The sequence below is a fragment of the Arcicella gelida genome, from assembly GCF_034931025.1.
Lineage (GTDB): Bacteria > Bacteroidota > Bacteroidia > Cytophagales > Spirosomataceae > Arcicella > Arcicella gelida.
Map to the genome: position 1 here is coordinate 58,513 of NZ_JAYGIL010000022.1, position 19,480 is coordinate 77,992.

At 35.6% G+C, this 19,480-nt stretch carries 15 protein-coding genes; 14 read left to right on the forward strand and 1 reads right to left on the reverse strand.

Going from position 1 to position 19,480, the window contains the following annotated elements:
• Window positions 1–58: 58 nt before the first annotated feature.
• Window positions 59–1,084, reverse strand: a complete 1,026-nt coding sequence (locus tag VB776_RS16735; protein ID WP_323698008.1) for a LacI family DNA-binding transcriptional regulator — start codon at window positions 1,082–1,084, stop codon at window positions 59–61.
• Between the two features lie 272 nt (window positions 1,085–1,356).
• Here VB776_RS16735 and VB776_RS16740 point away from each other — a divergent pair, with 272 nt between their 5' ends.
• From VB776_RS16740 to hslV, 14 genes are all read left to right on the forward strand, one after another.
• The gene (locus VB776_RS16740; RefSeq protein WP_323698009.1) at window positions 1,357–2,127 is read left to right on the forward strand and encodes an SDR family oxidoreductase; all 771 of its coding nucleotides are present in this window, start codon (window positions 1,357–1,359) and stop codon (window positions 2,125–2,127) included.
• 42 nt (window positions 2,128–2,169) lie between these two features.
• Window positions 2,170–3,000, forward strand: coding sequence for a 5-dehydro-4-deoxy-D-glucuronate isomerase (kduI, locus tag VB776_RS16745; RefSeq protein ID WP_323698010.1), 831 nt, complete (start codon window positions 2,170–2,172; stop codon window positions 2,998–3,000).
• A 100-nt stretch (window positions 3,001–3,100) separates the two neighbouring features.
• Window positions 3,101–5,437 carry a glycosyl hydrolase family 28 protein gene (locus tag VB776_RS16750; protein ID WP_323698011.1) on the forward strand — a complete coding sequence of 779 codons (2,337 nt, stop codon included), beginning with the start codon at window positions 3,101–3,103 and terminating at the stop codon, window positions 5,435–5,437.
• Window position 5,438: 1 nt separating this feature from the next.
• Window positions 5,439–5,780, forward strand: a complete 342-nt coding sequence (locus VB776_RS16755) for a cupin domain-containing protein (protein ID WP_323698012.1) — start codon at window positions 5,439–5,441, stop codon at window positions 5,778–5,780.
• A gap of 212 nt (window positions 5,781–5,992) precedes the next feature.
• The gene (locus VB776_RS16760) at window positions 5,993–7,519 is read left to right on the forward strand and encodes a tagaturonate reductase (protein ID WP_323698013.1); all 1,527 of its coding nucleotides are present in this window, start codon (window positions 5,993–5,995) and stop codon (window positions 7,517–7,519) included.
• A 71-nt stretch (window positions 7,520–7,590) separates the two neighbouring features.
• Window positions 7,591–9,249: a UxaA family hydrolase gene (locus VB776_RS16765; protein ID WP_323698014.1), complete on the forward strand. Its 1,659-nt coding sequence runs from the start codon at window positions 7,591–7,593 to the stop codon at window positions 9,247–9,249.
• Window positions 9,250–9,349: 100 nt separating this feature from the next.
• A complete protein-coding gene (uxaC, locus tag VB776_RS16770) occupies window positions 9,350–10,759 on the forward strand; it encodes a glucuronate isomerase (RefSeq protein WP_323698016.1) in 1,410 nt (469 codons plus the stop codon).
• 120 nt (window positions 10,760–10,879) lie between these two features.
• Window positions 10,880–11,908, forward strand: a complete 1,029-nt coding sequence (locus tag VB776_RS16775; protein ID WP_323698018.1) for a sugar kinase — start codon at window positions 10,880–10,882, stop codon at window positions 11,906–11,908.
• Between the two features lie 84 nt (window positions 11,909–11,992).
• On the forward strand, window positions 11,993–13,006 hold the full coding sequence (gene fbp, locus VB776_RS16780; RefSeq protein WP_323698019.1) for a class 1 fructose-bisphosphatase: 1,014 nt from the start codon (window positions 11,993–11,995) through the stop codon (window positions 13,004–13,006).
• A 17-nt stretch (window positions 13,007–13,023) separates the two neighbouring features.
• Window positions 13,024–13,698 carry a bifunctional 4-hydroxy-2-oxoglutarate aldolase/2-dehydro-3-deoxy-phosphogluconate aldolase gene (locus tag VB776_RS16785; RefSeq protein ID WP_323698021.1) on the forward strand — a complete coding sequence of 225 codons (675 nt, stop codon included), beginning with the start codon at window positions 13,024–13,026 and terminating at the stop codon, window positions 13,696–13,698.
• 130 nt (window positions 13,699–13,828) lie between these two features.
• Window positions 13,829–15,109, forward strand: coding sequence for an MFS transporter (locus tag VB776_RS16790; RefSeq protein WP_323698022.1), 1,281 nt, complete (start codon window positions 13,829–13,831; stop codon window positions 15,107–15,109).
• Between the two features lie 219 nt (window positions 15,110–15,328).
• Window positions 15,329–16,978, forward strand: coding sequence for a M14 family metallopeptidase (locus tag VB776_RS16795; RefSeq protein ID WP_323698023.1), 1,650 nt, complete (start codon window positions 15,329–15,331; stop codon window positions 16,976–16,978).
• 45 nt (window positions 16,979–17,023) lie between these two features.
• Window positions 17,024–18,769, forward strand: coding sequence for a M14 family metallopeptidase (locus tag VB776_RS16800; protein WP_323698024.1), 1,746 nt, complete (start codon window positions 17,024–17,026; stop codon window positions 18,767–18,769).
• A 14-nt stretch (window positions 18,770–18,783) separates the two neighbouring features.
• Complete coding sequence (gene hslV, locus VB776_RS16805; protein ID WP_184131466.1) at window positions 18,784–19,323, forward strand: ATP-dependent protease subunit HslV; 540 nt, start codon at window positions 18,784–18,786, stop codon at window positions 19,321–19,323.
• Window positions 19,324–19,480: the final 157 nt, after the last annotated feature.

Below are 19,480 nucleotides of genomic sequence, written 5' to 3' on the forward strand. Positions count from 1 at the left end.
AGCTCTTCTGTCTTTTGCCTTAATGATAGCTGACATCCGAAATCCGATAGCCAAATCATCAGATTGAAACAATCGAAGAATCCCTAATAATCAATTCTGTATAAAGTTTGAATGTTTGATAAGTCGTAGGAATACTTGAGCTTTTTCGCTCAATTAAATCCAACAATAATTCAGCTGAACGTTGACCCATCTGCAAAGAAGGTTGAACGACGGTCGTCAAGGCTGGTTCTAACATAGAGGCAGCCTTGAGATTTGTAAAGCCAACAATAGAAATTTGCTCAGGAATCGTAATATTTTTTGTTTTTAAAGTAGCCAAACAACCTAAAGCGAGTCTATCGCTTACCGTTAAAATTCCGTCTGGAGGATTTGTTTCAGATAAAAGTTCGTCTATGATTAATTCCATATTTTCTGAAGAATAATTGGAGTATTTAATCATGGCTTTATCAACTGGAATTTCATATTTGTTGAGGGCTGCGATATAACCTTTTACTCTTTCTTTTGTAATTGATAAATAAGGCGAAGCAGTAATGTGTGCAATTCTTCTTCTGCCTTCACGAATAAGGTGTTCGGTAGCAGTAAATGCTCCTTCAAAATTGTCAGAGATTACTTTGTGGGTGTTAATTTCATCCGAAACTCTATCAAATAAAACAATAGGCATTCCTTTTTCATGAAGCTCTTTAAGCTGAGAAATGTCGTTAGTTTCTCCAGCCAAAGAAATTAACAAGCCATCAACTCTTCTTGAAGCAATGTGTTTAAGATTAATACTTTCTCTTTCAAAGGATTCATGACTTTGAAAAATTACAACATGATAGCCTCTGTTGTACGAAATGGCTTCAATACCATTGATTACTTGTGAGAAAAAAGGATTATCAATTTCAGGAACAATTACTCCAATTGACCTGCTTTTGTTCTCTTTTAAGCTCAGTGCAATTGGGTTTGGTCGATAGTTATACTTCTCGGCATATTCAATAACCAGTTTTTTAGTATCAGGATTAATTTCGTAGCTTCCACGCAAAGCTCTTGACACTGTGGAAGTGGATAAATTCAATGCTTTAGCAATATCTTTGATGGTAATCAGTTCCAATGGTTTGTTCTTTGATTTGTACAATTACAAAAGTATGAGTTTTTTATGACCTAAAAATAACTAAAACTATGATATTCTACTAAAAGTATCAAAATCTATTGAATAAGTCTAAAAATGTTTCTTGATGAGAACGTTCCCGATAACGTTTGCATAAAAATATTCTAATATTTACTTGAACGCTGTATTTATTAAGTATAGGTTTGTTCAGGGCTTAGTAGGACAAATTTTCTGCTAAATTTTTAAAATCTTGGAATAATTAAAAAAAGAAACTTATGAGTTTATCATCATTATTTAGTTTAGAAGGTAAAGTGGCTTTGGTTACTGGTTGTGACAGAGGTATCGGAATGGGAATGGCATTGGCTTTAGCGGAAGCAGGAGCAGACATCATTTGTGCAGCCCTTACGCTAGAACCTGAAAATAGTGAAATTGAAAAAGGAGTGAGAGGTTTTGGAAGAAATTTTACTGGTTATAATGTAGATTTAAGTGATAGAACTACCCTGTATGCTTTTATTAACGAAGTAAAGTCAAATCATCCACAAGTTGATATTTTAATTAATAATGCTGGTATGATTTTGAGAAATCCAGCGGCAGAACATTCTGACGAATATTGGGATAAAGTATTATCAATCAATTTGGATGCTCAGTTTATTCTAGCTCGTGAATTCGGTAGAGATATGGTAGCAAGAGGTTCGGGTAAAATTATTTTTACCGCTTCTTTATTAAGTTTCCAAGGTGGTATTAATGTTCCTAGTTATGCAGCTTCAAAAGGTGCAATTAGTAGTGTAGTAAAAGCTTTGGCAAATGAGTGGGCTTCAAAAGGGGTTAATGTAAATGCGATTGCTCCAGGTTATATCGCTACAGATAATACTGCTGCTTTAAGAGCAGATGCTGAAAGAAGTAAATCAATTTTAGACCGTATTCCTGCTGGTCGTTGGGGCGAGCCTTCTGATTTCATGGGTCCAGTAGTATTCTTGGCTTCTGAAGCAGGTGCTTACGTAAACGGAACGATTTTAGTAGTAGATGGTGGTTGGATGGGACGCTAATCATCCTATAATTTTATTATTCAATTATTTATATTTAATCCTATGCAAAGTAGATACGAAAGTAGCCCAAAAGAAGTGGCTGGAATGAATACGGAAAGCTTAAGAGCTAATTTTTTAATCGAAAAATTGTTTGAAGCGAACCAAGTAAGTTTAACTTATACGCATTACGATAGAGTAATCACTGGTGGCGTAATGCCAGTTGGTGAAACGGTAAGTTTACCAAATTATGATGCTTTGAAAAGTGAATACTTTTTGGAAAGAAGAGAATTAGGTATCATCAATGTTGGTGGAGATGGCAAAATTACGGCTGATGGAGAAGCATTTTTGATTAACAAATTAGATTGTTTGTATTTAGGAAAAGGCGTTCAGACAGTTTCATTTGAAAGTATAGATGCCAATAATCCTGCTCAGTACTTTTTGATTTCTTCACCAGCTCATCAAGCTTATCCAACACGTTTGATGAAAAAAGAAGAGGCTTCACCAGTAAATTTGGGAAGTAATCTTACTTCTAATGAAAGAACGATTTACAAATACATTCATTTAGATGGTATCCGTAGTTGTCAATTAGTAATGGGCTTAACCGTATTGGCAAATGGTAGTGTTTGGAATACAATGCCAGCACACACCCACGACCGTAGAATGGAAGTATATTGTTACTTTGATGTTCCTCAGAATCAAGCAGTATTACATTTGATGGGACAACCTCAGGAAACTCGCCATTTATTTGTTTCAAATCACCAAGCGATTATTTCACCACCTTGGTCAATTCACTCAGGTTGTGGCACGGCTAATTACTCATTTATTTGGGCAATGGCTGGCGAAAATCAACTATTTACGGATATGGATTTTGTAGAAATTCCATCTTTAAGATAAGAATATTTAGTTTTCTTACCTGTCGGTTTTTGATTGAATATCTAAACCGACAGTTTATTTCACTCTCAAGATTTTATAAAAATTACAATCTCTATTAACAATGAAAAAAATATTAGGTATCATATTTTGTGTTATCCTGATGGCTTTCAAAAGCGCAGATGATAAAGTAACTGTATTTCTCATTGGAGATTCAACTTGTGCCAATAAAGCTCCAGCCGATAGTCCAGAAACAGGTTGGGGAATGATTTTGCCTAATTACTTTAATGATGCGGTACAAGTACAAAATCATGCTGTAAATGGAAGAAGTACTAAAAGTTTTATCACTGAAAAACGTTGGGATGCAGTAAGCCAACAATTGAAAAAAGGAGATTGGGTTTTAATTCAGTTTGGTCATAACGACCAAAAGATCAACGACAGTACTCGTTACGCTGCTCCGCAAACTACTTATAGAAATAACCTGATTAAATTTATCAATGAAACCAGAGCAAAAGGTGCAAATCCAGTTTTGATTACGCCCGTAATGCGTAGAAAGTTTGATAGTAATAGACAGTTCGTCGATCAGCATGGAGAGTATCCAGCTGTGGTAAAAGCTGTAGCAAAAGAATTTGGAGTAGCCTTGATTGACCTTCATGCTAAAAGTAAAGCAGTGATTGAACAGCATGGAGTAGAAGGTTCTAAGAAATTATTCATGCACTATATTGGTGGTGTTTTCGGTAAATTTCCAAAAGGTGTTACGGACGATACACATTTTTCAAAATATGGTGCTTCGGTGATGGCAAGTTTAGTAGCCGAAGGAATTGTTGAAGCAAATGTTGGCTTAAAGAGCTTTTTAAAGAAATCAGAGTTTCAAGAGAAGTATGAGTTTGAATTACCAAAGTACTACACGCCAGTATTTAAAAAGGATACGTTTAATATCATCCGTTACGGAGCAAAGTCAAATGGAATTACTTTAAATACTGAAGCGATTAATCATGCTATTACTATTTGTGCAGAGTCGGGCGGAGGTACAGTTTTAATTCCGAGTGGCTTATGGTTGACAGGTCCAGTTGTGTTGAAATCGAATGTGAATTTACATGTTGCTAAAGGAGCAATCTTACAATTCAGTAGAAATATTGATGATTATCCAATCATAGCGACAACTTGGGAAGGCGAAGAAGCTTATCGTTGTCAAGCACCAATTTCAGGGGTTGATTTAATTGATATTGGTTTAACAGGAGATGGCGTAATTGATGGTGGTGGAGATGTTTGGAGAGCTATCAAGAAAAGTAAACAAACGGATGCTCAATGGAAAAAACTCATAAAATCTGGTGGTGTTTTAGATGAAGAACAAAATACTTGGTATCCAAACGAGCAATCAAGAAAAGGCGTTAAAGTGGTTGGAGGAAGTAAACTTACGAACGGGAAAACGGCTAAAGATTATGAAGATATCAAAGGCTTTTTGAGACCAAATATGTTGAGTCTTACTCGTTGTAAATTCATTTTATTAGAAGGTGTGCATTTACAAAATTCACCTGCTTGGACAATCCATCCATTACTTTGTGACCACATTACGATGAGAAATGTAGATGTGAAAAATTATTGGTATGCTCAAAATAGCGATGGTGTTGATTTAGAATCTTGCAGAAATGGCATCATGGAAAATTGCACTTTCGATACTGGTGATGATGGTATTACGATTAAATCTGGAAGAGATGAACAAGGTAGAAAAAGAGGTGTGCCAACAGAAAACTTTATCATTAAAGATTGTAAAGTGTATCATGCTCATGGTGGTTTTGTAATTGGTTCAGAGATGTCGGGCGGTGTGAGAAATATGTATGTTTCTAATTGTTCTTTTTTAGGAACTGATGTGGGTTTACGTTTTAAAACGGCAAGAGGAAGAGGTGGAATCGTAGAAAAAATTTATGTCAATAATATTCAAATGACAGAAATTGCTGGCGAAGCGGTGTTGTTTGATATGTATTATGCTGGCAAAGATCCCGTTGCTTTAAATGGAGAATCAGATGAATTACCAGAAATGCAAGCTCAGCCTTTGTCGGAAGCAACGCCACAATTTAGAGAATTTCATGTAACTAATATTAATTGTTTAGGGGCAGAAACTGGTATTAAAGTGAGAGGTTTACCTGAAATGAGCGTAAAGAATATCTCTATTGAAAATGCTGTTTTACAAGCCAACACTGGTTTACTTTGTATTGAAGCGGAAAATATTTCATTGAAAAATGTTACGTTGATAACAAAAGATGAAACGACCATGCAGGTACAGAACAGTAAAAACATAAGTCTTGACGATATTCGCTATGAAAATGCTGAGGTACTGTTAAAAATTACTGGTGAGCGTTCACAAGGCATTAAATTATTGAATACTAATACTTCAAAAGCGAAGAAGGAAGTAGAGTTTGGTAAGAAAGTATCCAAAAACATATATAGCAATCAAAAATAATATGTTGTCAGTAAAAGAATTAACCTTAGTGACTGATGAACAAGTAGCTTGGGAGGAACTCGGAGGAGGCATTAAAAGAAAAGTAATGTCTTATAACGATGACATTATGCTGGTGAAAGTAGCTTTTGAAAAAGGTGGAGTCGGAGCGATTCATTCTCATCCACATTTGCAAATAAGTTATGTTTCTGCGGGTGCTTTTGAAATCACCATTGGCGACGATAAAAAAGTACTGAAAGAAGGCGATGTCTATTTTGTTCCATCTGAAGTATTGCACGGAGCAGTTTGCTTAGAAGCAGGAGAATTGATAGATGTCTTTTCACCGATGCGAGCAGACTTTGTGTAGATAATTAGTGAATTAGCGATTTAGTGAATTAGTGATTGTTTTTCTAACACTAGAAATCTCTTCATCCTAAAGTCTAAAATCCTTTAGTCCTAAAGCCTAAAAATCTTAAAGTCTAAAAAAAGAATCAAGCATTATTAATATAAATCAATAGTTGGATTGTCGATATTTCACAATCCAACTACAGTATCCTCTATTAAAGATTTTCAATCATTATGAATACTTCTCAAAATCATAAAAATCTCAGTAAAAGCAACGCTGCTCTTCCTGAATCTTTGCTTAATTTACCTGAAAAGGTATTACAATTTGGAACGGGCGTTTTGCTAAGAGGTTTGCCAGATTACTTTATTAATAAAGCCAATCAGCAAGGTATTTTTAATGGTAGAATCGTCGTGGTGAAATCAACAGACGGAGGCGATGCCGAAGCTTTTGAACGTCAAGATAACCTTTATACCATTTGTGAAAGAGGTATTCAGCAAGGAAATGTATTTGAGAAAAATACCGTTTCGGCTGCTATTAGCAGAGTATTATCTGCTAAAACAGAATGGGATGCTATTTTGGAATGTGCTAAAAATCCTGACTTACAGATTATTACTTCCAATACTACCGAAGTAGGAATTCAATTGGTGCAGGATGATATTAAGCAAAGTCCGCCAATTTCATTTCCAGGTAAAGTATTAGCATTTCTTCATGCTAGATTCAAAGCATTTGAAGGAAGTAAAGAACATGGAATGGTGGTTGTTCCTACAGAATTAATTACGGATAATGGCAAAAAATTAGAAGGCATTATTTTTGAATTGGCACATAGAAATGCACTAGAGTCAGAATTTATTGATTGGTTAGAATCGTCAGTAACTTTCTGTAATTCATTAGTTGATAGAATTGTACCGGGAAAACCAAGTGCAGAAGTAAAAGCCAATATTGAAGCAGAATTGGGTTATCAGGATGATTTATTAATTGTGTCAGAAGTATATCGTTTATGGGCAATTGAAGGGAATCAGAAAGTGAAAAACGTATTGTCGTTTCACCAAGCAGACGAAGGCGTAATTATTGAACCCAACATTGATTTATACCGTGAATTAAAATTACGTTTACTTAACGGTACGCATACTTTAAGTTGTGGTTTAGCCTTCTTAGCAGGTTTCAAAACGGTGAAAGAAGCCATGCAAAATGAAGTAATGTCAGCTTTCATCAGTAATTTAATGTTGGCTGAAATTGGCTTAGGTATTCCTTATAAAGTAGATGATAAAGTAGCACAAAGATTCGGTATGCAAGTATTAGACCGTTTCCGTAACCCAAACCTTGATCACCAATGGTTAAGTATTACGGTACAGTACACATCTAAAATGCGTATGAGAAATATTCCAACGCTTTTGCAATATCATAAAATTTATCAATGCGTACCTGAATATATTGCTTTTGGATTTGCCGCTTATTTGCTATTCATGAAGGCTGTTAAAGAAGAGAATGGCAAATATTATGGCATTCACGCTGGGGAATATTATCAGATTCAAGACGATAAAGCAGAATATTTCTTTACAAAATGGACTAATTTATCAAGTGATGAATTGGTAACGGCGGTTTTAAGTGATAAAAGTCTTTGGGAAACAGATTTGACAAGTATTACAGGTTTTGCGGAAAGCGTAACAACGTTTTTAAATCTTATGATTGAAAAAACTGTGAAGGCTTCTTTAAAATCATACCTTAATAAAGGTGAATTGGTTGAGTATAGTAGAGCATAGTCTTACTTTTAAGTTTAATTATTCTGTGAACTCAAAGAATTAAAATTTTAACCAATCATCAAATATTCATCGTGAAAAGAAACGTTTTAAAAATTCATCCGAACGACAACGTGATTGTCGCTTTAGCAGATTTATCGAAAGGTCAGACTGTGGAATTGGATGGTCAGACTTATACACTGACAGAAGATATTGCTGCTAAACACAAATTTGCTATGCAAGATTTTGAAGTAGGAGCAGAGATTAGAATGTACAATGTATTAGTTGGGAAAGCTCAATCATTTATCAATAAAGGTGGAAGTATCAATATTTTCAATGTAAAACATGCAGTAGATTCTTTTGAATTACGTGAAAACCAAGCTGCATGGGAAGCTCCATCTTCAGTAACAAAGTTTGAAGGTAGAACTTTTAACGGTTATCATCGTGCAAATGGAAGTGTTGGAACGGCTAATTATTGGTTGGTAATTCCATTGGTATTTTGTGAAAACCGTAATATTGAAGTACTTCGTGAGGCTTTGGTAGATGATTTAGGTTATGCTCGTAAACACGAATATCAAAGTCAAACCCATGATTTAATTGCATTATACAAAGCTGGAAAAACGATTGAAGAAATTTTACAAGCAGATTATTTGCAAAGTCAAGGAGAGAAAGATGCGAAGCAAAAACTTTTCCCTAACGTTGATGGCGTAAAATTCTTATTACATGATGGCGGTTGTGGTGGTACTCGTCAAGACGCTCAAGCACTTTGTGGATTATTAGCAGGTTATATCACACATCCAAACTGTGCGGGTGCTACAGTTTTAAGTTTAGGATGTCAGAATGCACAAGCAAGTATTTTACAAGAAGAAATCGCTAAACGTGATGCTGACTTCAAAAAGCCTTTATATATTTTAGAACAACAAAATATTGGTACTGAGTCTGAATTGATGGCTCAGGCATTAAAACAAACTTTTGTAGGATTGATTGAAGCAAATCAAAACACACGTCAACCAGCACCATTGAGTAAATTATGTATTGGTTTAGAGTGCGGAGGTTCTGATGGTTTCTCTGGTATTTCAGCAAATCCAGCTATTGGTTATACTTCAGATTTATTGATTGGTTTGGGTGGTTCGGTGATTTTAGCTGAATTCCCAGAATTGTGTGGTGTTGAGCAAGAATTAACTGACCGTTGTTTAGACCCAGAAGATGCTAAATTATTCAGTCATTTAGTAAATACTTATAACGACCGTGCCAAGGCTGTAGGTTCAGGTTTTGATATGAATCCTTCACCAGGCAATATCAAAGATGGATTGATTACCGACGCTATTAAATCGGCTGGTGCGGCTAAAAAAGGAGGAACTTCGCCAGTAACTTCTGTTTTAGATTATCCAGAACCAGTAAAAAAAGCAGGTTTAACACTTTTATGTACACCGGGCAACGATGTGGAATCGACAACTGCTGAAGTAGCATCGGGTGCAAACCTTGTTTTATTTACCACTGGTTTAGGAACGCCAACAGGAAATCCTATTGCTCCAGTGGTGAAAATTGCAACGAATACAAAGTTATTCGAAAAGATGTCAGACATTATCGACATCAACACGGGTACTATTATTGAAGGCGAAGAAACGATAGAGGAGGCTGGCGAACGTATTTTAGAATACGCAATAAAAGTAGCTAGTGGCGAAATTGAAATTTGTGCCGTTAGAAATGGACAAGATGATTTTATTCCTTGGAAACGAGGAGTATCTTTATAGGATTGAAAATTGAGTATCGAGGATTGATTTTCAATTTTAACGTTCAAAATCAATCCTCGTTTATTTAATTTCTCAATACTAAATCAAAATTTTAACAAAAATGCTGTACACGAAGACATTCTTAGACGAAGATTTCCTTTTACAAACTGCAACTGCTAGTAAACTGTATCATGAGTTTGCTAAAGAGATGCCAATTATTGATTATCATAACCATTTGCCTCCAGACCAAATTGCTCAGAACAAAAGTTTTGAAAATTTATCTCAAATTTGGCTTTATGGCGACCACTACAAATGGCGTGCAATGCGTGCGAATGGTATCAATGAAAGCTATTGTACTGGTAATAAATCTGATTATGAGAAGTTTGAAAAATGGGCTGAGACAGTTCCATATACAATGAGAAACCCATTGTATCACTGGACTCACCTTGAATTACAGCGTTATTTTGATGTACATGAAATTTTAAATCCATCGACGGCTCGTAAAATTTTTGATGAATGTTCTGAAAAATTACAATCGCCAGAATATGCCGTTAGAGGTTTATTAAGTAAAATGAATGTAAAAGTTGCCTGTACTACAGACGACCCTTTAGATTCATTAGAATATCACCAAGCGATTAAAGAGGAAGGAACTTTGGATACTAAAGTATTACCAACGTTTCGTCCTGACAGATTTATTTTAATTGATAATCCTAATTATACTTCATTCATTGAAAAATTAGGAGTAATGGTCAATACTGAAATTAATAGTTTTGAAGCTTTAGTTTCAGCTTTGAAAACTCGTGCTGAATTCTTTGCTTCAATGGGAGGAAAGTTAGCTGACCACGGTTTAGAGCAAATTTATGCAGCTGATTTCACCGAAGAAGATGCTAATAAAGTATTAAAGAAAAAAATAGCAGGCGAATCTATCAGTGCAGAAGAGTCTTTGTTATTCAAATCGGCTATTTTACACAGCTTAGGAGTAATTTATCATGGACTTGGTTGGACTCAACAATTCCACTTAGGTGCTTTAAGAAATAACAATACTCGTGCCATGCGTTTATTAGGGCCAGATACTGGTTGGGATTCAATTGGAGATTTCTCTCAGGCAGCTTCTTTATCTAAGTTTTTAGGTCGTTTAGATGAATACGACCAATTGGCGCAAACAATTATTTATAACCTTAACCCACGTGACAACGAGTTAATGGCAACTATGATTGGAAATTTCAATGATGGTTCTGTGGCTGGTAAAATTCAGTTCGGTTCTGGTTGGTGGTTTTTAGACCAAAAAGATGGCATGGAAAGACAAATGAATGCTTTGTCGAACATGGGATTATTGAGTCGCTTTGTGGGTATGTTAACAGATTCACGTAGTTTCTTGTCGTTCCCACGCCATGAATATTTCCGTAGAATTCTTTGTAATTTGTTAGGAAACGAAATCGAAAATGGTGAACTACCAAACGATATTGAATGGATCGGTAAAATGATTCAGAATATCTGTTATAATAATGCAAAGGAGTATTTTAAATTTTAAACTAAGCTTTAGGCTGTAAGCAATAAGCTTTAAGCAACAAATTGTTATGAAACAGCAATACAAAAACTGTATCATTGGCGGCATATAGCTTACAGCCTAAAGCCTAAAGCTCAAAATAGAATGAACAAAGTTTGTTGTTTCGGAGAATTATTATTGCGTCTTTCACCAAAAGCTAATGGCGTTTGGATAAAAGAAACCTCAATGCCAGTTTTTGTAGGCGGAGCAGAATTGAACGTGGCTACGGCTTTAGCAAATTGGGGAATCAATGCGAGCTATTTTACCGCATTACCTGAAAATTCTTTAGCGAACGATATTAAAAATTATATAGCTGAGAAAGGTATTGATACTTCGGTCATTAATACTTCTGGTGAAAGAATTGGAACGTATTATCTTCCACAAGGAGCTGATTTAAAAAATGCAGGAGTGATTTATGACAGAGCTTACTCTTCATTTGCCTCTTTGAAAGTTGGTCAAATTGATTGGAAAACAGTTTTGAAAGATGTTTCTTGGTTTCATTTCAGTGCCATCAGTCCAGCGTTGAATCAAGATGCGGCTGATGTTTGTTTGGAAGTATTGAAAGTAGCCTCAGAAATGAATATTACCATTTCTGTAGATTTGAATTACCGTTCAAAACTATGGAAATACGGCAAAAAGCCAACTGAAATTATGCCAGAATTAGCACAATATTGTGATGTAATTATGGGTAATCTTTGGGCTGCCAATACTTTATTAGGAATAGAAATTGACCCACTATTATTGACAAGTTTGGAAAAACAGGATGCTTATGATTATCCAGCACATGGAAAAGCAACTTCTGAAGCCATTCAAAAGGCATTTCCAAAATGTAAGTTTGTAGCCAATACGTATAGATTTGATCACAACAAAACGGGCATTGAATATTACACTACTCTTTTTACAGAGGGAAATCAATATCAATCACCAGTATTTTTTGCTGATTCAGTAGTAGATAAAATTGGAAGTGGAGATTGTTTTATGGGGGGATTAATTTATGGTTTATCTCAAAAACAAGACGCTCAAGAAGTAATCAATTTTGCCGCAGCCGCAGCTTATGGAAAACTCCAAGAGTACGGCGATGCCACACAACAAAAAGTGGAAGCTGTAAAATTAATTCTTGAAAATTACCTTTAGTCATTGACGTTTACGAGTTGTACCAAAATCTGCTCGCAAACTTGAAATAACCTATTTGTTTAACAATTAATATTGGCTTTTTTTATGAAAAATGAAAACTTAGCTTTACCTGTTGGTATTACTTTAGATCGATTCATTATGCGCAATCAAGAAGCATTTCAGTTTGCTTCGGGGGAATTGTCGCAGTTATTGAGAGATATTGCTTTAGCAAGTAAAATCCTAAATCGTGAAATCAATCGTGCTGGATTGGCTGATGTAACAGGGCTGTTAGGTTCGCAAAATGTACAAGGTGAAGCCCAACAAAAATTGGATGTTATTGCTGATATTCGTTTTTTGAGAGCCCTCAAAAATGGTGGAGAAGTTTGTGCTATCATTTCGGAGGAAGAACCTGAAATCATTCTGACTGGAAACAATCATGCTAAGTATGTCGTAGCAATTGATCCGCTGGATGGTTCATCGAATATTGATTCTAACGTTTCAATCGGTACAATTTTTTCAATTTTTCGTAGAAAAACACCTATTGGCTCAGTTCCTTCATTAAAAGACTGTATCCAAAGAGGTGACGAACAAGTAGCGGCTGGGTATATTTTATATGGTTCTTCAACTATTTTAGTTTATACAACTGGTAAAGGAGTAAACGGATTTACGTATGATAATTCTTTGGGAGAGTATTTTCTTTCTCACCCACAGATGCAGGTAAATCAAGAAGGAACTATTTTCTCTTGTAACGAAGGGAATTTCTATGATTTCCCTGAATGTATTCAAGAATATTTGACAGAGTGTAAACAAAAAAGATACGCAGGTCGATACATTGGTTCTTTGGTGGGAGATTTTCATAGAAATCTTTTGAAGGGTGGAGTATATTTGTACCCTCCAACTCGTCATAACCTTGATGGTAAATTAAGGTTACTTTATGAATGTTTACCTTTAGCTTTTATTATTGAACAAGCAGGAGGAAAAGCTTCAGACGGAAAACAGAGAATTTTAGAAATACAGCCTCAAAATCTTCACCAACGCTCTCCATTATACATCGGTTCGTCGAGCATGGTAGAAGCCATTGAAGAATGCTGTAAAGAAATGGACAAACAATTTTCTTAAAAAATTAAAAAACAAGCATGGCTTTTTTTCAACCCAAAATATTAAATCAATTACTGGCTGATTTTCCAGTAGTTCCAGTGTTTTATCATGAAGACATTACGTTGACTCAAAATGTAATCAAAGCTTGCTACGATGGCGGGATGCGTGCTTTTGAGTTTACCAATCGTGGAGTAAAAGCATTAGATGTTTTTAAAGCGATTTACCCTTTTATTAGGGAGAATTGCCCAGAAATGGCATTAGGGATTGGCACAATTTTTACGGTAGAACAAGCCAAAGTTTTTATTGATGCTGGAGCTGACTTCGTGGTTCAACCAATTATTACGCCTGAAGTTGGTGCATTTTGTCAGGCAAATGATATTGCTTGGTTTCCGGGAGCAGCTACTTTGAATGAGATTTATTCAGCAACTCAATTAGGGGCAGAAATCGTTAAGATTTTCCCAGGAAATGTTGTTGGTCCTGGTTTTGTAAAATCAATGAAAGGCCCAATGCCAAATGTAAAAGTAATGGTAACTGGTGGTGTTGAACCTACAGAAGAAAGTTTAAAACAATGGTTCTCTGCTGGTGTAACAGCGGTAGGAATGGGTTCTCAGTTATTCCCTGCTAGTTTGTTAGCAAGTGCTAAATTTGATGAATTGACTCATACTGTAGCATCTTTGATGGAATATGTTGAAGGTTTAAAATCAAAAAAATAATCTTTAAATTAAGTAGTCTATGAAGAATGAATGATGTTTTTTGTGAAAAAGTTAATATTTCAAACCTGCTCACAATTCATCACTCATCATTCATAACTCTTATTTAGCTTACCTCATTTTATAAAAATTCATGGAAAATACCCTAGGTAAATACCGTTGGAGAGTAGTAGCGTTGCTATTTTTTGCTACCACAATTAGTTATCTTGACAGACAAGTAATTGCTTTGTTAAAACCAACATTAGAAAAAGAATTTAGCTGGACTGAAAGTGATTACAGTAATTTAGTGATGGCGTTTCAAGCAGCTTATGCCGTTGGGTTAATGATTTTTGGTGGATTTATTGATAAAATTGGTACAAAATTAGGTTATGCTATTGCTGTAGCTTGGTGGAGTACGGCTGGTGTTTTAACAGCTTTTGCTGGAAGTACTTTTGGGTTTGGTGTATTTCGTTCATTATTAGGTTTGGGCGAAGGTGGAAACTTCCCAGCGGCTATCAAAACAGTAGCGGAATGGTTTCCTAAAAAAGAAAGAGCTTTAGCGACTGGTATTTTTAATTCTGGTGCTAATATTGGTGCAGTAGCTGCTCCTTTAATGGTTCCCTTTATTTTAGCTACTTTTGGTTGGCAGGTTGCATTTATCATTACAGGTGGTGTTGGTTTTATTTGGTTAATTTTTTGGTGGATTGGTTATGAATTACCAGCTAGACAAAAAAAGCTTTCCAAAGAAGAACTATTATTTATTCAGTCGGATAATGAACCTGATACTTCGCACGAAGAACCAGTAAAATGGGTAAATTTGTTAGCGATCCGTCAGACTTGGGCATTTATTTTTGGTAAAATGCTTACTGACCCAATTTGGTGGTTTTTCCTTTACTGGTTACCATCTTATTTTTCAGAAACTTTTCAATTGGATTTAAAGAAACCAAGTTTAGAATTAATCGTAGTATATACAGCCACTACCATTGGAAGTATTGGTGGAGGTTATGTTTCTGGTTATTTAATCAAAAAAGGTTGGCCAGTATTCAAAGCTCGTAAAACGGCTATGTTAAGTTTTGCCATTGCAGTTGTTCCAATCGTTTTTGCCCAATATTGTACAAACATTTGGCAAGCAGTAGTGTTAATTAGTTTAGCGGCGGCGGCTCACCAAGCTTGGAGTGCAAATATTTTTACTACTGCCTCTGATATGTTTCCTAAAAAAGCCGTAAGTTCGGTAGTTGGTTTAGGTGGTATGGCAGGTTCAGTAGGAGGGATTTTATTCCCATTAATCGTAGGTTATTTATTAGATACCTACAAAGCACAAGGAAATATCACTGCTGGTTATAATATTATTTTTATCTTGTGTGGTGGTGCATACCTTTTAGCATGGGGAATTATGCACTTGTTTAACCCAAGAAATAAACAGGTAGTCATTTAAAATATTAAATTGGATAATAGTAGAGTGTTTACAGGTATCGCAGCTAATGTGATACCTGTTTTGTTTTATAGCATTTTCGATTCTATTTCATCTTCTGTTTATCTCCTTATAACTGCTAAGTTGGGCTATACATCTAATCTCATAAGATAGAATAGTAAAAGTCGATGCAAAGAAGTATTTTGCATTAAATTACATTTCAAACAAACTTCATAACAAAATATGAAAAAACTATTCCTTTTATCGGGTTTATTGTCGATTTCATTATGGACATCCGCCCAAAATTCTTACCAAAACCACACACAGCTTTCTGCAAGAATCAAGGCATTGAGTTCAAAATTTGCTTCAACTGTTACTCTTCAATCTATCGGAAAAAGTAAAGGCAACCGAGATATTTGGGCTTTGGCAATCAGTAAAGGTAATGCAAGTAATAAACCTGCCATTGCTATTATTGCTGGTGTAGAAGGTACTCATTTAGCAGGAACAGAATTGGCGATACAAATGGCTGAAAAATTAGCAGGAACAAGTACTGATTCCATTGCTAAATTGTTAGATTCCAAAACGTTTTATTTTATTCCAAGTGTGAATCCTGATGCTCAAGAACAGTTTTTTGCAAAACTAAAATTTGAACGTGGTGGAAATGATACAGAAACTGATGATGACCGTGATGGTTATGTCAATGAAGACGCTTTTGAAGATTTGAATGGTGATGGAATTATCACACAAATTCGTGTGGAAGACCCAACGGGGAATTTTATCATTAGTAAAGAAGACCCAAGAGTAATGATAAAAGCAGATCCAGCAAAAGGCGAAAAGGGTAAATATTTATTATTAACCGAAGGAGTTGATAATGATAAAGATGGCTTTTTCAATGAAGACGGAATCGGAGGGGTAAATATTGATAAAAATATGACTTATGATTACCCAATATTTGCTGCTGGCTCAGGTGATTTTGCGGCTTCTGAACCTGAAACAAAAGCTTTATTGAGTTTCTTGTATAAAGCAAATAACATTTTTGCAGTACTTACTTTTGGTCCTGCGAATAATTTAACGGAAGCAATAAAATTCGATAGAAGTAAAACGGCAAAAAGAATTATTACGGGTTTACTCGAAAAAGATGCAAGTGTTGGCGAACAAATTTCAAAGTTATACAATACTCAAACGGGTTTGAAAGACGCTCCAGTTTTGCCACAAACAAAAGGGAATTTCTCTCAAACTGCTTATTTTCATGCTGGACGATTCAGTTTTGTAAGCCCAGGTTGGTGGGTACCGAAAGTACAAGTAGCGAAAGATTCTACCAAAAAAGAAGTAACTCCTGTAGCGAAAGCTTCGGATAATGATGAGGTGAAATATTTAAAATGGGCTGATTCTCAAAAGTTGAATAATGTTTTTGTGAATTGGCAATCCGTAAAACATCCAGATTTTACGGGTAAAAATGTAGAAGTAGGTGGAATTGCTCCTTATGCCAAAATGAATCCTCCAGTAAATTATTTAACAGAATCTGCCAACAAACATTTGAAGTTTGTATCTGCTTTAGCTTCACAAATGCCTGAATTACAGATTGTCAATGTTAATACTGAAACTGTTTCGACGGGACTTACTCGTGTTTCTATCAAAGTAATTAATACAGGTTTATTGCCAACTTATGCTGAAATTGGCGACAAAGTACGTTGGGTTCAGAAAGTAAAAACTGAATTGAAATTAACAGGAAATCAAGCAATTGTTTCTGGCAAGAAAATCAATTTAAGAGGTACTTTGGCTGCTGGCGAAACCCAAGAATATTCTTGGTTAATTAGTGGAAGCGGTTCAATCAGTATTGAGGCTGGTTGTGCAACAACTGGCGTAAAAACGGTAAATGTTAGCTTGAAATAAGTAAGAAGGCTAAGTAAACGTTCAATTTTAATTCGAAAAAATCCAATGAAAAAATATATCATCTTAATTCTTTTAACCTGTTCTTTTTCGGTTTTTTCTCAAGAGAAAATTCAGAATGACGACCTAACTGGTTTAAGAGCAATTGGCTCGCCAGCGAATCCAAAAGTAAAAATGGCTTGGAATCATTATAACGATTATGCCATGATTACGAAATTCTGTCAAGATTTAGCCAAAGCATATCCAGATTTAGTAAAAGTAGAATCGATGGGGAAATCTTATCAAGGCAAAGAAATGTGGGTATTGACCATCAGCGATACCAAAACTGGTAATGTAGCTAGAAAACCAGGTTTTTATATTGATGGAAACATTCACTCAAACGAAATTCAAGGAACAGAAGTTGCCATGTACACAGCTTGGTACTTGGTTGAAAACTTTGCTTCTGTGCCATTTATTAAGCAATTATTACAAGATAAAGTATTTTATATTACGCCAACGATTAATCCAGACGCTCGTGAAGATTTCTTGAAAAATCCAAACAATGCCAATTCTCCACGTTCAGGAATGATGGCAATGGATGATGATGGCGACGGACAAGCAGATGAAGACAAGTATGATGATTTGGATGGTGATGGGAATATTGTAATGATGAGAAGGCGTTCGGCTACTGGTCGTTGGAAAGTAGATCCTGAAAATCCGCAAAGAATGATTCCTGTAAAAGCAGATGAAAAAGGAGATTACGAAATGCTAGGTTATGAAGGTATTGATAATGACGGTGATGGTTTAATCAACGAAGATGTAATTGGATATTATGACCCGAACCGTGATTGGGCTTGGAATTGGCAACCTGATTATGTGCAACGTGGTGCATTATTCTATCCGGGTACTTTACCAGAAACACAGAATATCAAGAATTTTATCATGACTCATCCAAACATTGCAGGTGCACAAAGTTATCATAATAATGGTGGAATGTTTTTGCGTGGTCCGGGTGCTGAGGAAGATGCACCTTTCTATTCAACGCAAGATGCTTCGGTGTATGATTACTTCGGAAAAATTGGTGAAAAAATGAATCCGGGTTATAAGTACTTTGTGATTTACAAAGATTTATATACCGTTTATGGCGGTGAAATTGATTGGTTAGCTTTAGGGAGAGGAATTTTTACTTTCTCTACAGAGTTGATGACTTCCTATAAATTATTCAACAAAACTGCTGAAGAAGGTCGTTTTCAAAATAATGAATTTGATGAATTCAGTCGTTTGATGTTGTTTGGAGATGCTTATGTTACTTGGAAGCCTTTCAAACATCCGCAGTATGGTGATATTGAAATTGGTGGTTCTAAGAAAAATTATGTAAGAGCACATCCCGGTTTTTTATTGGAAGAGGATGCTCATAGGAATATGGCTTTTACCATTTTACACGCTTCACAAATGCCGAAATTAGATGTATTAGAAGTAAAGCAAAAAGCTTTGGCGGGTGGTTTTACAGAAGTAACGGCTACGATTGTAAATGAGAAAGTAATTCCAACGCATTCGGCTCATGATGTAAAATACAAAATTGAACGTCCAGATTTTATTACTTTAAAAAATGCAACGGTTGTAGCTGGAATGATTGTTGAAAATGAAGATACTAATCTTACCAAAGAACAAATCAATAATCCACAAACTATTGCTGTTCCTAGCATTCCAGGAATGGGAGTTGTAAAAGTACGTTGGATTGTTAAAGGTAAAAGTGATAAATTTACTGTCGAAATCGATAGTAAAAAAGGTGGACTGGTGTCTAAGACCTTGTAAAATAATTACCTAAAATGGAAAAAATTAGATCTACAACCGTTCTGGCGGTAGTGCATAATGGCGAAGTAGCGATTGGTGCAGATGGACAAGCGACGATGGGCAATACTGTTGCGAAAAATCATGTGCGAAAAATTAGAAAAATGTTGGATGGCAAAATCGTTACTGGTTTTGCTGGTTCAACGGCTGATGCTTTTACTTTGTTGGAGCGTTTTGAAGAAAAATTAAATGCTTATGGTGGCAATATGAAGCGTGCAAGTATCGAATTAGCCAAAGATTGGCGAACAGACCGCTATTTACGCAAACTGGAAGCTATGATGATTGTTGCTAACAAAGAAGAAACTTTAATTATTTCAGGAACTGGCGATGTACTTGAACCTGAAAACGGTATTGCTGCCATCGGTTCAGGAAGTAATTATGCCCTTTCGGCAGCTTTGGCAATGCGTAAACATGCTCCTCATTTAAGTGCGGAGGAAATTGTTCGTGAAGGATTGACCATTGCAGCTGATATTTGTATTTATACGAATCATAATTTTATTATTGAAAAGCCAGTTTAGATGTTTTGCTTTAGGCTGTAAGCTATAGGCAGTAGGCTTTTATTTTTTTGACTAAGTATTCGAAGGAAAAAATGCCTACAGCCTACAGCCTACAGCCTACAGCCTACAGCCTACAGCCTAAAATAGCCTTAAAAAAATATCAATTAGCCTGTATCTT

Bases quoted from the DNA above. Each gene is read 5' to 3' on its own strand.
- VB776_RS16740 (WP_323698009.1), top strand. From the start codon at position 1,357: ATGAGTTTATCATCATTATTTAGTTTAGAAGGTAAAGTGGCTTTGGTT.
- kduI (WP_323698010.1), top strand. From the start codon at position 2,170: ATGCAAAGTAGATACGAAAGTAGCCCAAAAGAAGTGGCTGGAATGAAT.
- VB776_RS16750 (WP_323698011.1), top strand. From the start codon at position 3,101: ATGAAAAAAATATTAGGTATCATATTTTGTGTTATCCTGATGGCTTTC.
- VB776_RS16755 (WP_323698012.1), top strand. From the start codon at position 5,439: ATGTTGTCAGTAAAAGAATTAACCTTAGTGACTGATGAACAAGTAGCT.
- VB776_RS16760 (WP_323698013.1), top strand. From the start codon at position 5,993: ATGAATACTTCTCAAAATCATAAAAATCTCAGTAAAAGCAACGCTGCT.
- uxaC (WP_323698016.1), top strand. From the start codon at position 9,350: ATGCTGTACACGAAGACATTCTTAGACGAAGATTTCCTTTTACAAACT.
- VB776_RS16775 (WP_323698018.1), top strand. From the start codon at position 10,880: ATGAACAAAGTTTGTTGTTTCGGAGAATTATTATTGCGTCTTTCACCA.
- fbp (WP_323698019.1), top strand. From the start codon at position 11,993: ATGAAAAATGAAAACTTAGCTTTACCTGTTGGTATTACTTTAGATCGA.
- VB776_RS16785 (WP_323698021.1), top strand. From the start codon at position 13,024: ATGGCTTTTTTTCAACCCAAAATATTAAATCAATTACTGGCTGATTTT.
- VB776_RS16790 (WP_323698022.1), top strand. From the start codon at position 13,829: ATGGAAAATACCCTAGGTAAATACCGTTGGAGAGTAGTAGCGTTGCTA.
- VB776_RS16795 (WP_323698023.1), top strand. From the start codon at position 15,329: ATGAAAAAACTATTCCTTTTATCGGGTTTATTGTCGATTTCATTATGG.
- VB776_RS16800 (WP_323698024.1), top strand. From the start codon at position 17,024: ATGAAAAAATATATCATCTTAATTCTTTTAACCTGTTCTTTTTCGGTT.
- hslV (WP_184131466.1), top strand. From the start codon at position 18,784: ATGGAAAAAATTAGATCTACAACCGTTCTGGCGGTAGTGCATAATGGC.